Source organism: Streptomyces sp. SD31 (assembly GCF_052068475.1).
Classification (GTDB): Bacteria; Actinomycetota; Actinomycetes; order Streptomycetales; family Streptomycetaceae; genus Streptomyces.
The window spans coordinates 438,066-452,046 of sequence record NZ_JBQHCX010000008.1 but is presented as its reverse complement, the minus strand read 5'-3'; the positions used below and the strand labels follow the sequence as shown (position 1 = coordinate 452,046).

The following is a 13,981-nucleotide window of genomic DNA, read 5'->3' as shown; positions in this document are numbered from 1 at the left end:
GAGATGCTGGCCGCGCAGGAGCGGGGCGGGTCGGCGTACCAGAACATCAACTCCTTCCGGATCCCGGACGAGCGGCCCTTCCGCGCGGACGCGTTCCGTGCGGCCGTCGACCACATCACCCGGCGGCACGAGATGCTGCGTACGACGCTCCACCTCGCCGGCCACTCCCGGCCGCTCCAACTGGTCCACGGCACCTCCGTCGTACCCGTGACAGTGCACGACCTGCGCGGCAGGAGCACGTCGGAACAGCACGCGGCGCTGCGGGCGTTCGGTGCCGAGGAGCGGGCTACCGGGTTCGAGCTCGCCGCGGAGCCCTCCCTGCGGATCGCGGTGCACCTGGAGTCGGACGAGTCGTGGCGGATCACCTTCACGTATGTCCACGCCATCGCGGACGGCTGGAGCTACCACACGCTCCTCATGGAGATCGTGGAGTGCTACCGCCGGCTGCGGGACGGCCATGAGGCGCCGGCGTACGAGGCCCCGGCCGTCCGGTACGCGGACTTCGTCGCCGCCGAACTCGCCTCCCTGGACGGCGAGGAGGACCGCGCCTTCTGGCAGGACGTCGTCGAACGCCACGCCCCCGTCACCCTTCCTGAGGGCTGGGCGGACGCGCCGGCGAGCGTGCCGGAGACGCACGAGGAGTCGATCCCGTTCGCAGACCTGGCGGACGGTCTCCTCGCCCTGGCCCGGCAGTCCAACGCCTCACTGAAGACCGTTCTGTTGGCCGCGCATCTGAAGGTGCTGTCGGCGCTGACGGCGGAGGACGCCTTCCACACCGGGGTCGTCTTCCACGGGCGTCTGGAGGCGCCGGGCTCCGACCGGGTGCTGGGCATGCACCTCAACACTCTTCCCTTCCCGGCCACTCGGCCCGTCTCGGGCACCTGGCAGGAGCTGGTCGAGCGCGTGCACGCCCAGGAGACGGAGATCTGGGCGCACCGCCGCTACCCCCTGCCCGCCATCCAGCGCGACACCGGCGACGCCCGGCGTGTTGTCTCCGTCCTCTTCGAGTACCTGGACTTCCATCAGGTCGACACGGCGGCCGTCGACGTGGCCGCCGGTCTGAACGACGGCGCGAACGAGTTCGCCCTCAACGTGGCCGCCTCCCGGCGCCACATCGCGCTGATCGCCGCCGGTGACACGATCGGCAGCACCGGCCTGCGCCGCCTGGCGACCCTGTACCGGCAGGTGCTGGAGGCCATGGCCGCGGACCCGGCCGGTACGGCGGGCGGAGCGCACCTCCCGGCCGAGGAACTGAAGGCCGCCCTGCCGGCGCCTGCTCCGACCGAGTGGGACGGCGCAGGCGCGCTGGAGCTGTTCACGGGGCAGGCTGCGGCTCGCGCCGACGAGGTTGCCGTCGTCTGCGGTGAAGCGCGGCTGACTTACCGGGAGTTGGCGGAGCGGTCGAACCGGCTCGCGCATCATCTGCGGAGTGTGGGTGTGGTGCCGGGCGGTGTCGTGGGGCTTGCCCTGCATCGGACGCCGGATGTGCTGGTGAGCATGCTGGCGGTGTGGAAGGCCGGGGCGGCGTATGTGCCGATCGATCCTGCGCTGCCGGCCGAGCGTGCCGCGTACATGGCGGAGGACGCCGGGGCCGTGCTGGTGGTCACGGACGACTACCTTGCCGCTCACCGCTCGGACATCGATGCTCTGCCCACCGTCTTCGAGGCGGCCCCGCTCGATCCGGAGCAGGTGGCCTACGTTCTGTACACGTCCGGTTCGACCGGTCGTCCCAAGGGTGTGGTCATCAGCCACCGGGCTCTGCACAACCTGCTGGCCTCGCTGCGTGAGCGGCTCGGTGCCGATCACACGGGTGTGTGGCTGGCGTCGACGTCGATCTCGTTCGACATCTCGGGGCTGGAGCTGCACCTGCCGCTGATCACGGGCGGTCGGGTCGTCCTGGCCGGTGATGCCGAGGCGAAGGACGCCACCGTGCTGATGGCGCTCACGGCGTCCCAGGGTGTGACGCACATGCAGGCGACTCCCTCGGGCTGGCGCCTCCTGCTGGCGGCCGACTTCGACGACAACAGCGTCACAGCGCTGGTCGGTGGTGAACCCCTGACCGGGGAGCTTGCTCGTGAACTGGGTTCACGTGTCGGTCGGTTGGTGAATGTGTACGGCCCGACGGAGACCACGATCTGGTCGTCGTTCTGGGAGGTTCCGGAAGGCGTCGAGCGGGTCTCGATCGGTGGTCCGCTCGCCAACACGCAGCTGTACGTACTCGACACCCAGGGGCACCCGGTCCCGGTCGGCGTCACGGGTGAGCTGTGCATCGGCGGTGACGGTCTGGCGCACGGCTATCACGGGCGGCCGGGGCTGACGGCGGAGAAGTTCGTCCCGAACCCCTTCGGCCCTGCCGGTTCCCGGCTGTATCGCACCGGTGATCTGGCGCGTCGACTGCCGGACGGCACCTTCGAGTGCCTGGGCCGGATCGACAGCCAGGTCAAGGTCCGCGGCTACCGCATCGAACTCGGCGAGATCGAGTCACGTCTGCGCGAACACCACGCCGTCACCGACGCCGTAGTGGTGGCCAGGGAGGACCAGGCCGGGGACAAGACCCTCGTGGCGTACGTCGCCGGCGAGGCGGCCGCGGCCGACCTCCGTGCCCATCTCGGCGGCACGCTCCCGGAGTACATGGTCCCGGCGGCGTACGTGAGCCTTGAGGCGATCCCACTGACCAACAGCGGCAAGGTCGACCACCGCGCCCTGCCCGCCCTCAGCCGGAGCACCCACACCGGAAGCGGACCTCGTACCGCCCCGCGCACCCCCGTCGAGAAGCGGCTCGCCGCCATCTGGTGCGAGCTCCTCGGAGTGGACGGCGTGAGTGTCGAGGACGGCTTCTTCGACCTGGGCGGTGACTCGCTGCGGGCCGTGCGGATGCTGACGGAGTGCCGGGAGGCCGGGCTGCCGGTGGCGATGTGGATGATCCTGCAGGCCCGCAGCCTCGGTGACCTCGCCTCGCTGACGGCGGCGGCCGAGGCCGACGACGCCCGGTTCCCGCAGGACGGGATGCCGCTGCTGCCGGGCCACGTCAAGTGGCTCGACGGATACGCGGACGGCGCGCGCACCGTGCGGGTGCCGTGGGACGGGCGGGCCGACGCCGACGTACTGCGGCAGGCGCTCGGGGCCGTGCTCCGCCACCACCAGGCCCTGCGGCTGGTCCTCGACACCGACGCCTCGCCGGCCGTCGCACGGCTCACCGAGACGGAGAGCGACGGTGACGCCCTGCTGAGAGTCGCCGACCTCGCCGCCGTGCCCGCCGAGCGGCGGGCGGAGGCGGTCCGCGAGGCCGTCGCCGAGAGCGCGGCGGACGTCGACGCGCGGGGCGGTGCGCCCCTGCGCGCCACGCTCGTCCGCTTCGACGACGCCCCGGACGACGAACTGTGGCTGTCCGGGCATCGGCTCGCCCTGGACGAGGGCTCCTGGACCGTGGTCCTCGACGACCTCGCGACGGCCGTACGGCAGCTCGCCCGCGGGCGGGCCGTACAACTGCCCGAGGTGCCGGTCCCACTGCACGGCTGGGCGCGGCAGCTCGCCGAGCAGGCCCGCAGCGAGGAGCTGCTCGACCAGGCCGAGGCCTGGCTGGGTGTGCCGGAGGCCGCGACGCTGCCGGTCGACCACGGCGATGCCCGGGACGCGACCGGCGTCGGCAACACCGTCACCGTGTCGCTGCCGCCGGAGGAGACCGCCGCGCTGCTCGCCGACGACCGGCCGGAACGGATGCTGCTGTCCACGCTCGGGCGAGTGCTGGCGCGCTGGGCCGACGCGGACCGGATCGGCGTCGAGCTCACCGTCGACCCGCGCCGGGAGGCGTCCGACGAGGCCGCCGCCCTGGCCCGGACCGTCGGCCCGCTGACGGACGCCGTCCCGGTGTCCCTGCGCATGCCGCGCGACCGTGGCCCCGCGGCCGATCTGACGTCGGTCACCCGGCAGTTGAGGGCCCTGCCCGCACCTCGCCACGGCCACGGACTGCTGCGGTGGCTGGCGCCCGACCCGGACGTCGCCGAGGAGCTGGCGGCCCTGCCGGCACCGCAGGTCCGGTTCGGCTTCACGCCCGCCACGCAGACCAGGGACACGGAACGGCCCTTCGTACCGGAGCACGCCGTCGTACAGGACTCGCAGCTGCCGGCCGGCCTGCTCCTGGACGTCGACGCCCGCGTCCACGGCGACCGGCTGTACCTGCGCTGGACCCATCGCACCGCCGTCCACGAGGAGTCGACCGTCCGGAAGCTGGCCGAGGAGCAGGTGGCCGAGCTCGGCGCGCTTTTGCGCGACGGTGCGCGTCGCCCGCGGCGAGGTGCCGCCCCCGCGACGGCGGGTGTCCGGGACGCCGTCGAGGAGGTGATGGCGCGGCACGGCATCCCGGGCGCGAGCCTGGCCCTCGTCCGGGACGGAGAGATCGCGGAGGTGCACGCCTTCGGGGTCCAGGGCACGAGCCATGCCGTGCCGGTCACGGACGGCACGCTGTTCGCGGCCGGGTCGATCAGCAAGCACCTCACCGCCTTCACCGTGCTGCGGCTGGTGTCCGAGGGGCTGCTCGACCTCGACCGCGACATCAACGAGTACCTCACCTCCTGGCAGGTGCCCGACGGCCGTCCGGTCACCGCCCGGCTGCTGCTGGGCAACCAGGCCGGCTTCGCCGAGCATCCCGACCTGACGGAGGGCTACCGCCGGCACGACCCGGTGCCGACGGTGCTCGACGTGCTGAACGGACGGTCCCCGGCCCGCACCCCGGCAGCGCACCGGCAGGACGAGCCCGGTGCGGTGTTCCGGCTGACGCCGGTGCACTACTCGGTGCTGCAGCAGGCGATGACCGACCTCACCGGGGAGGCCTATCCGGACCTGGTCCGGCGGCTGGTGCTGGACCCGCTGGGGATGACCGCCAGCGGCTTCGAGCCGCGCTTCCCCGACGTGTCCCGACGCGACTTCGCGCACGGCCACGACGCGAGCGGGGCGCCCGTCCCCGACGGCTACTACGTCAACCCGGAGGCCGCGGCCGGCGGTCTGTGGAGCACGGCGGCCGACCTCGCCGCGCTGGCCGTCCAGGTCCGGCGCTGCCGACTGGGCCTGGCGGGCTCGCTCGTCGACCAGGACCTCGTACGGGAGATGCTGACGCCCAGGTCGGGCCGTATGTACGGCTGGAGCACCATCGTCGACGACTCCTCGGGCGACCTGGAGTTCGGCCACGGCGGTCAGGCGTACGGCTACCAGGCCATGACCGGGCTGCGACTGCACTCGGGCGTCGGCGCGGTCCTGCTGACGAACGCCGTGGCCGGCCGGGAGCTGGTCCGCCACGTCATCGCCACGACATGGGCCGAGCGAACCCGCACGGCGGGACTGTGGCAGCGCGCGATCGACGAGGCGGTACGACGGGAACACGGCGGGAACGGCTCGGGTGCGCAAGGTGTCTGAGAACCTCGAACTGCCCGAGGGGGCCCCGGTGACTACCGGGCCCGCCGTGGAGGCGGCGGCCCCGCCCGCCCCGGGCCAGGCGCCCCCTCCTCCCGTCCCCCTCCGCCGCAACGCCGACTTCATCCGCCTGTGGGTCAGCGCCGGTGTCTCCCGGCTCGGTACGTCCATGACCATGGCGGCGTTCCCGCTGCTCGTGCTCTGGCACACCGGGTCGGCCGCCGCGACGGGGCTGGTGACCTTCGCGGCGGCGCTGCCCGGTCTGCTCGTCCAGCTGCCCGCCGGGACGCTGGTCGACCGTCTCGACCGGCGGAAGCTGATGGTCGGCTGCGATGTGCTGGGCGTGCTCGTCGTCGGCAGCGTCGCGGCGGCCGAGCTGGCCGGCCGGTTCTGGTTGCCGCACCTCATGGCCGCCGCGTTCCTCCAGGCGTCCGTGACGATCGTGCACCAGCTGTCCGAACGGGCCACCGTCCGGCATGTGGTGAGCCCCGGGCAGCTGCCCGCCGCGCTCGCCCAGAACGAGGCGCGCGGCGCGGCCATCGGCCTGCTGGGCCAGCCGGGCGGCAGCGCGCTGTTCACGCTGGCCCGCTGGCTCCCGTTCACCGCCAACGCGCTCGCCAACTTCGTCGCCCTCGCTCTGCTGCTGCTCATCAGACGGCGTTTCGCGGCCGAACCGGCGGCCGGCCCCGGAGAACCGCTGCACACCGAGATCACCGCGGGCGTCCGCTGGCTGTGGCAACGGCGGTTCCTGCGCACGATGGTGGGGATCTTCGCAGGCAGCAACCTGGTCTTCCAGGTGCTGCTGCTGGCGGTGATGGTGATCGTCCACGATGGTGGCCACTCGCCCGCCGTCGTCGGCGTGGTCATCGGCGCGGGCAGTGTCGGCGGCGTCCTGGGCGCCCTGTGCGCGTCTTGGTGGCTGCGCCGGGCGAGCCTGTACCGGACGGTGGTGACCGGCTTCGCCGTATGGAGCGTGCTCGTGCCGCTGTCGGTGCTGGCCCGCAGTCCGGTCGTCCTCGTCGGCACCCTGGCGGGCATCTCCTTCGTGGCGAGCCTGTTCAACGTCGCGGGCGGCATCTACCAGATGCGGGTCACCCCCGATGCACTGCAGGGCCGCGTCAGCGGCGCCACCGGAGCCCTGTCCTCCGCCGCGAGCGCCCTCGGCGCCCTCGGCGGCGGCTGGCTGCTGGACCGGGCCGGCCTCACCAGCACCGGCGTCGGCCTCGGCGCCGCCGTCCTGCTGCTGACCGTGACGGCGGCCGTCAGCCCTGTCGCACGAGCGGAGGGGCGCGGTCGCGAAAGCGGCGGCACCGCAAGCCCTCAGACGACGCGTCAGGCGTCGTAAGGCGAGTGCAGAAACGATATGGGCCGCATATAGAACCGGGCGGCAGCGTGTGGGTCGGGGCCCGTACGCCCGCCCGCCCCAGGCGCAGCCGCCGACGCGCCGTACCCACCCTCACCCCCCCCGCAGGCGGAAGCCCGCCCCGCATTCCGGAAGGACAGTGATGACCGAGTCAGCGGACAGGTGGTTCCGCCGCTACCGAGCGACCACCGCGCCCCGGCTGCGCCTGGTGTGCCTGCCGCACGCCGGCGGTTCGCCGACCGCCTACCGGACGTGGGCCCCTCGCCTTCCCGAGGACGTCGAGCTGCTGGCCACCTGTTATCCGGGCCGCCAGGACCGGTTCACCGAGCCCTTCGCCGACTCGATCGGCGAACTCGCGGACGGCGTCACACAAGCCCTGGAGCCGTTCCTCGACACCCCGCTCGCCCTGTTCGGGCACAGCATGGGCGCGGTCGTCGCCCACGAGGTGACCCTGCGCCTGGACGCCCGCCACGGGGTCCGCCCGCTGCGGCTGTTCGTGTCGGGCGCCGACGCCCCGCACCGCCGCGAACGCACCGACCTGCACACCCGGGACGACGCCGGCTTCCTCACCGAGATACGGCAGTTGGGCTCGTCCTCCCTGGCGGAGATCGACGACCCCACCCTCCTGGAGATGGTGCTGCCCGTCATCAGGGCCGACTACCGGCTCGTGGAGACGTACCGACCGGACCCGGCCGCCCGGACCCACTGCCCGGTGGTGGCCTACGTCGGCGACGAGGACGAGGACTGCCTGATCGAGGACGTCCGCGCCTGGTCGCAGACCACCACGGCCGGGTTCGAGATGCGGGTCTTCCCCGGCGACCACTTCTACTTGGAGCGGCGCGAGCCCGAACTCCTCGCCCACCTCACCGGCCACCTCCGGGCCGACCTGCGCCTGCGCGCGGCCGTGGGCCGGGCGGCCGGGACCACTGCGGAGCAGGGCGCGTGACCATCCACCGCATCACAGAAAGGCCGTCCGAGCACATGAGCGACGAGCGCGACGCCCTCGCGAGCCCCGACCACATCGTCAGCCGGCTCGAAAGACACGCGCGGGAGACCCCCGACCACCCGGCCGTGGTCTTCGTCCGGCACCCCGACGGCCGGCCCGTCGACGAGACCCTGACGTACGGCGAACTCGACCGCGAGGCTCGCAAGATCGCCGCCTGGCTGCGCGGGCGCTGCATGGTGGGCGACCGGGTGCTGCTGCTGCACGGCACCGGTCTCGAGTTCGTGAAGGTCCTCTTCGGCTGCATGTACGCCGGTGTGGTCGCCGTACCGTCCCCGATGCCGGGGCAGCAGCGTGGCCACGACGTCCGCTCCGCCGGGATCGTGCGGGACGCCGACGTCCGGCTCGTGCTCACCGCCTCCGACGACCTGCCCTCCGTCACCGACTTCCTGCGGGAGGCCGACGCCGAGGACGTGCCCTGCGTCGCCACCGACACCCTCGACCTGGCCGACACGCCCGGCTGGCAGGTGCCGTCGATGGACGCCGCCACCCTCGTGATCCTGCAGTACACGTCCGGCTCGACCAGCGACCCCAAGGGCGTGATGGTCACCCACGGCTCGCTCACGCACAACATCGGTGAGATGGCCCACGCCTTCGGCCTGGACTCCCGGTCCAGGATGGGCAGTTGGCTGCCGCAGCACCACGACATGGGCCTCATGGGCAAGCTGCTGCTGCCCCTGTACCTGGGCGCCACCACCGTCCTCATGGCGCCCATGGACTTCCTGCGCCGCCCGCACCTGTGGCTGCGCCTCCTCGACACCTACGACATCACCACCAGCGTCGCCCCGAACTTCGCCTACGACCTGTGTGTCCGCCGCGTCACCGACGAACAGCTCGCCGGCGTGGACCTGTCCCGGCTCCGCAACGCGGGCAACGGCTCCGAACCCGTCAGCGCCCGCACCCTGCTGAGCTTCGCCGAACGCTTCGCCGCCGCCGGCTTCCGCCTCGACGCCTTCAACCCCTGCTACGGCATGGCCGAGACGACCCTCCTCGTCACCGGCACCCGCCCCGACCGCGCCCCGGTCCTGGCGACCGTCGACGCCGACGCCCTCGCCCGCAAGGAGATCCGCACCCTGCCCGCCGGAGCCGAGGGCGCCCGGCTGGTCAGCAGCGGCCGCGTCAACGACCTGACCGTGCGGATCGTGGACCCCGACACCGGGGAGACCCTGCCCGACGGCCGGATCGGCGAGATCTGGGTGCGCGGCGGCAGCGTCACCGACGGCTACTGGCGCAATCCGGAGGCCACCGAGCGGATCTTCCGGGCCCGTACCGCCGAGGGCGACGGCCCCTACCTGCGCACCGGCGACACCGGAGCCCTGTGCGGCGGCGAACTCTTCGTCACCGGGCGGGTCAAGGAGATGCTCGTCGTCAACGGCCGCAACCTCTACCCGCACGACCTGGAGCGCGAGGTCCAGGGCCTGCACGAGGCGTTCCAGGGCCTCGTCGGCAGCGTCTGTTCGGTCCCCGCCGACGGCGAACGCGTCGTCGTCCTGCAGGAGATACGCCCGCGTCAGTCGTCCGCCGCGGACCTGCCCGAGCTGGCCCGCACCGTGCGCGGGGCGCTGGCCGAGCGTGCCGGCATCCGCGTCGGCGGCGTCGTCTTCCTGCGGCCCGGCCAGGTCCGCCGCACCACCAGCGGCAAGATCCGGCGCTCCCACATGCGGCAGATGTTCATGGACGGCTCCCTCCCCGGCCTGTACGAGGACCTCGACGCCCCGGTCCTGCGCGAGTACCGGGCAACCGCACACACGGCCTGCGGACGGTCCGCGTGAGACACGCCCCGTACCTCGCCGCCGCCGACCTCGACCGGCGCCTCGGCGACCCCGCCGATCCGGGCCGGCTGTTCTCGTACGCCCGCTGCGGGGCGCTGGACGACCGGGAGGAGTTCCCGCTGGAGATCTGCCGGGAGCTGGACCTGCTGGGCCTGCACCGGCAGTACGTGCCGTACGCCCACGGCGGCGAACTGCGCTCCTACGAGCACGTGTTGCAGCTGATGCGAGCGGTTGCCCGGCGTGATCTGACCGTCGCCGTCGCGCACGGCAAGACCTTCCTCGGTGCCGTCTCCGTGTGGGTCGGCGGCGACGCCCGGCAGGCCCGGGAGCTCGCGGCGCGGGTGACCGACGGGGCCGTGGTGTCCTGGGGGCTGACCGAGCGGGACCACGGCAGCGATCTGCTCGCCGGTGAGGTGACCGCCCGCCTCGACGGCGGCCACTACCGGCTCGACGGCGAGAAGTGGCTGATCAACAACGCCAACCGGGGCCAGCTGATCTGCGTCCTGGCCCGCACCCGGGACACCGAGGGGCCGCGCGGCTTCAGCCTGCTGATGGTCGACAAACAGCGGCTCGAGCGCACCGCGTTCCGGCCGCTGCCGCAGGTGCGGTTGCACGGCATCCGGGGCGCCGACATCAGCGGGATCGACTTCACCGACGCCCGCATCCCCGAGTCGGCGCTGGTCGGTGCCGAGGGCGAGGGCAGCGAGATCGTCCTCAAGAGCCTGCAGCTGACCCGCACCCTGTGCGCCGCGCTGTCCCTGGGAGCCGCCGACCACGCCCTCGCGCTGGCCACCGGCTACGCCCTGGACCGGCACGCATACGGCGACCGACTGATCGACCTGCCCCAGACACGGCGACTGCTCGCCCAGTCATACGCCGACGTGCTGCTCGCCGAGGCCACGACCCTGGTGGCCGGCCGCGCCCTGCACGCCCTCACCGGCGAACTGGCCACCGTCTCCGCCGTCACCAAGTACTTCGTCCCCACCCTGGTCGACCGGGTCGTCGCCCGCCTGTCCACCGTGCTCGGGGCGCGCTCGCTGCTGGTGGGGGAGACGTACGAGCACGGCCGGTTCCAGAAGCTGCAGCGCGACCACCGCATCGTCGGCATCTTCGACGGCAACACCGTGGTCAACCTGCACGCCCTGATCAACCACTTCCCGCTGCTGGCCCGCAAGTGGCGGCGCGGCACCCTCGACGAGAGCGGACTCACGGCCGCCACCACGCTCACCGCCGACCTGCCCGACTTCGACCGCGACCGGCTGTCCCTGCTGCCGCGCACCGGTTGCAGCGTCGTCCAGGCACTGGCCCCGGGCGTACGGGAGCTGTCCGCACTCGCCGCGCAGGGCAGGCTGCCCGCTTCCGTGGCCCGTCGAGCCGAGGGTGTCCTGGCCGCCGCCGAGGGACTGGCCGCCGAGCTCGACGCCTACCGGCCGACCGCCCTCGACGTCCCCGCGTCCGCGTTCGCGCTCGCCGAGCGGTACGCCTGGTGCTTCGCCGCCTCGGCGGCCGTCCACCTCTGGCTGCGCAACCGGCACACCGTCGCCGAGGCCACGGCGGACGCCGGACACACGGCCGCGCTGTGGCAGGACGGCCGCTGGCTGGAGGCCGCGCTCGCCCGGGTCCTCGACCACTTGGGCGCCACTCGGCCCGACGCCCGCGACGACGTCCTGGAGCGGCTCGTGCCCACCCTGATCGCCCAGCACGAGTCCGGGCAGCTGCCCTCCCTCCTTTACCACCCGCTGAAGGAGAGCGTGTGACCACAGCGCCCCACCCCACCGCCGCCCCCGCCACGATGGCCCCCCTGGAGGCCCTCCTCGGCGACCCCGGCGACCCCGACAACCCGCTCGGCTTCGCCGCCCTCCTCGCCGCCGACGAGCGCGGCGACCTCCTGGCCACCGGCGAACGCGCCCTGGACGCCTACGGCCTGGGCGCGGAGTTCGTCCCCGCCGACCTCGGCGGCCGGCTGACCCGCGCCGACGAACTGGCTCACGTGCTGCGGCCGTTGTTCCGCCGCGACATCGCCCTCGGTCTCGGACACGGCGCCAGCAACCTGGTCGGCTCGGTCAACGTGTGGGCCGCCGGCCGCCCGGACCAGCGCCGGTGGCTGGCCGACGTCCTGCTGCGCAACGGCCGTATCGCCGCCGCCTACACGGACATGTCGACCGGCAACGACGTCACCCGCACCGGCTTCCGCGCCGATGTGCGCGGCGGCGAGCTCGTCCTCAACGGCCGCAAGGAGATCATCAACAACATCGCGCGCGCCGAGGCGGTGACGGTCCTGGCCCGCACCAGCGACGCGCCCGGCAGCCGCAGCCACTCCCTGGTGCTCATGGACTCCGCCACGGCACCCCGCGACCGGCTGCGCCACCTGCCCCGCTACCGCACCAGCGGGGTGCGCGCCATGTACCTGGGCGGGCTGGAGTTCCGCGACTGCCCGCTGCCCCTCGACACCGTCGCCGGCGGCCTCGGGGAGGCGATGGAGACCGTCCTGCGCGCCTTCCAGGTGACCCGGGCGGTGCTGCCCGGCGCGGCCGTCGCCACCCTCGACCAGCAGCTGCGCACCGTCCTGGACTTCGCCACCGAACGGCGCCTGTACCGCCGTACCGTCACCGAACTCCCGCACGCCCGCGCGGTGCTGACCGGCGCTTTCCTGGACCTGCTGGCCGCCGACTGCCTCGCCACCACCGTGTGCCGGGCGCTGCATCTGCTGCCCGAGCAGACCAGCGTGTACGCCGCCGCCGTGAAGTTCCTGGTGCCGCTGCTGATGCGGGACGCGGTGGACGCCCTGGCGGTGGTGCTGGGGGCGCGCTCGTTCCTGCGCGAGGGCCCGCACGCGGTGTTCCAGAAACATCTGCGCGACCTTCCGGTGGCCTCGCTGGTGCACGCCGGCGGCACCGTCTGCCTGGCGACGATCATCCCCCAGCTGCCCCGGCTGGCCCGCCGCGCCTGGCTGTCCGACGACGCCCCGGCCCCCGCCGGGCTGTTCCGCCTCGACGGGCCGCTGCCCGACCTGGACTTCGGCCGCCTGGCCGTCACGGCCGGCCGCCAGGACCCGCTCACCGCGACCCTGGTCACCGCCGAGGCCGAGCTGCGCACCGAGCCCGTCCTCGGCCCGCTGCTCGGCCGGTTCACCGACGAACTGCGCGACCTGGGGCGGCAGTGCGGCGAGCTGGCGCCCCGGGACCGCACCCCGCTGGCCGGACCCGTCGGTTTCGAACTCGCCGAGCGCTACGCCGTCCTGCTCGCGGCCGCCGCCTGCGTCGGCGTCTGGCGGCACAACCCCGATCACCCCGGCGCCTTCCTGCGCGACGCCGCCTGGCTCACCGGCGCGCTCGGCCGACTGGCCGGCCGGCTGCGACGCGCGCCGGTACCGGGCGCCGACGCGGGGCACGCGGACGTCTTCCGTGAGCTGACGGGTCGTCACCAGCGGCGGGAAGGCTTCGATCTCGTCGGCCGCCGGCTGGCGTGACAGCGCCGCCGACCGGCGTGACAGCAAGGCAGACAAGGCAGGAGGAGCAACTGTGGCGGTATTCGTCCGGGCCGAAAAGGACGGCCCGGTGGCGACCATCAGGATCGTGCGCCCGAAGGTCAGCGGCGTGGATCCCGCCGTACCGGGGGAGATGACCGCGGCCGCCGAGGAGGTGGGCCGCGACGACGCCGTACGGGCCGTGATCCTGCGCGGCAGCAGGCGGGTCTTCGCCTCCGGCGCCGACCTGCACGGCATGGCCGGCCGGCCCCCGGCCGAGGTCCGCGCCCACACCGAGCGTCTGCAGGCCGGGTTCAGCGCCATGGCGGCCATCCCCAAGCCCGTGGTGGCCGCGATCAGCGGTTACGCCCTCGGAGGCGGCCTGGAGCTCGCCCTGTGCGCCGACTACCGCATCGCCGGCCGCAGCGCGCTGCTCGGCCTGCCGGAGATCCGGCTCGGCCTGATCCCCGGCACCGGCGGCACCCAGCGGCTGCCCCGTCTGGTGGGCCCCGGCCACGCCAAGAAGCTCATCTTCACAGGCCGCCCCCTCACCGCGCAGCAGGCCCTGGAGATCGGCCTGCTCGACGAGGTCGTCGCCGACGAGGACGTCGACCGAGCCGCCCGCGGCCTCGCCGAGGAGTTCGCCGAGGGGCCCACCGCGGCCCTGGCCGCCGCCAAGCGCGCCGTGGACCAGGGCCTCGGCACCCCGCTGGAGACCGGGATGGGCGTCGAGTGCCGGGAGTTCGCGGAACTGTTCGCGACCGACGACCACCGCATCGGTATCGACGCCTTCCTCGTCGGCGCGAACCCCGTCTTCACCGGCCGGTGAACGGGACACCGCGGCCACCGACACGGCTGCCGGGCCGCGCGATATGGCTGCCGTATAGATCACTCCGGCAGCGTGGGAAGAGGCGAGCCCAGCGGTGACGAGCGCCTCCCTCAGAGCCCGTGTCACATCCCCTACCGCCGGC

General features: G+C 73.5%; 7 protein-coding genes. All 7 read left to right on the top strand.

The window, feature by feature from the left end; genetic code table 11:
- Positions 1-5,409: amino acid adenylation domain-containing protein (locus tag ACTMVF_RS20140; protein ID WP_441272439.1), on the top strand; the 5,409-nt coding region annotated here is incomplete at its 5' end.
- Positions 5,402-6,751 carry an MFS transporter gene (locus ACTMVF_RS20135; RefSeq protein WP_441272438.1) on the top strand — a complete coding sequence of 450 codons (1,350 nt, stop codon included), beginning with the start codon at positions 5,402-5,404 and terminating at the stop codon, positions 6,749-6,751. The genes ACTMVF_RS20140 and ACTMVF_RS20135, both read left to right, overlap by 8 nt.
- Positions 6,752-6,911: 160 nt before the next feature.
- Positions 6,912-7,715 (top strand): thioesterase II family protein, encoded by an 804-nt coding sequence (locus ACTMVF_RS20130; RefSeq protein ID WP_441272437.1) that lies wholly within the window; start codon positions 6,912-6,914, stop codon positions 7,713-7,715.
- Positions 7,712-9,544: a fatty acyl-AMP ligase gene (locus tag ACTMVF_RS20125; RefSeq protein WP_441272436.1), complete on the top strand. Its 1,833-nt coding sequence runs from the start codon at positions 7,712-7,714 to the stop codon at positions 9,542-9,544. The genes ACTMVF_RS20130 and ACTMVF_RS20125 overlap by 4 nt, the downstream gene beginning before the upstream one ends.
- Entirely contained in the window at positions 9,541-11,301 is a 1,761-nt protein-coding gene (locus ACTMVF_RS20120; protein ID WP_441272435.1) for an acyl-CoA dehydrogenase family protein, read from the top strand. Before ACTMVF_RS20125 ends, ACTMVF_RS20120 begins: the two co-directional genes overlap by 4 nt.
- Complete coding sequence (locus tag ACTMVF_RS20115; RefSeq protein WP_441272434.1) at positions 11,298-13,013, top strand: acyl-CoA dehydrogenase; 1,716 nt, start codon at positions 11,298-11,300, stop codon at positions 13,011-13,013. The genes ACTMVF_RS20120 and ACTMVF_RS20115 overlap by 4 nt, the downstream gene beginning before the upstream one ends.
- A gap of 52 nt (positions 13,014-13,065) precedes the next feature.
- A complete protein-coding gene (locus ACTMVF_RS20110; RefSeq protein WP_441272433.1) occupies positions 13,066-13,839 on the top strand; it encodes an enoyl-CoA hydratase/isomerase family protein in 774 nt (257 codons plus the stop codon).
- The last annotated feature ends 142 nt before the right edge of the window (positions 13,840-13,981 follow it).

Coding starts and splice junctions, on each gene's coding strand:
- ACTMVF_RS20130 (WP_441272437.1), top strand. CDS start 6,912: ATGACCGAGTCAGCGGACAGGTGGTTCCGCCGCTACCGAGCGACCACC.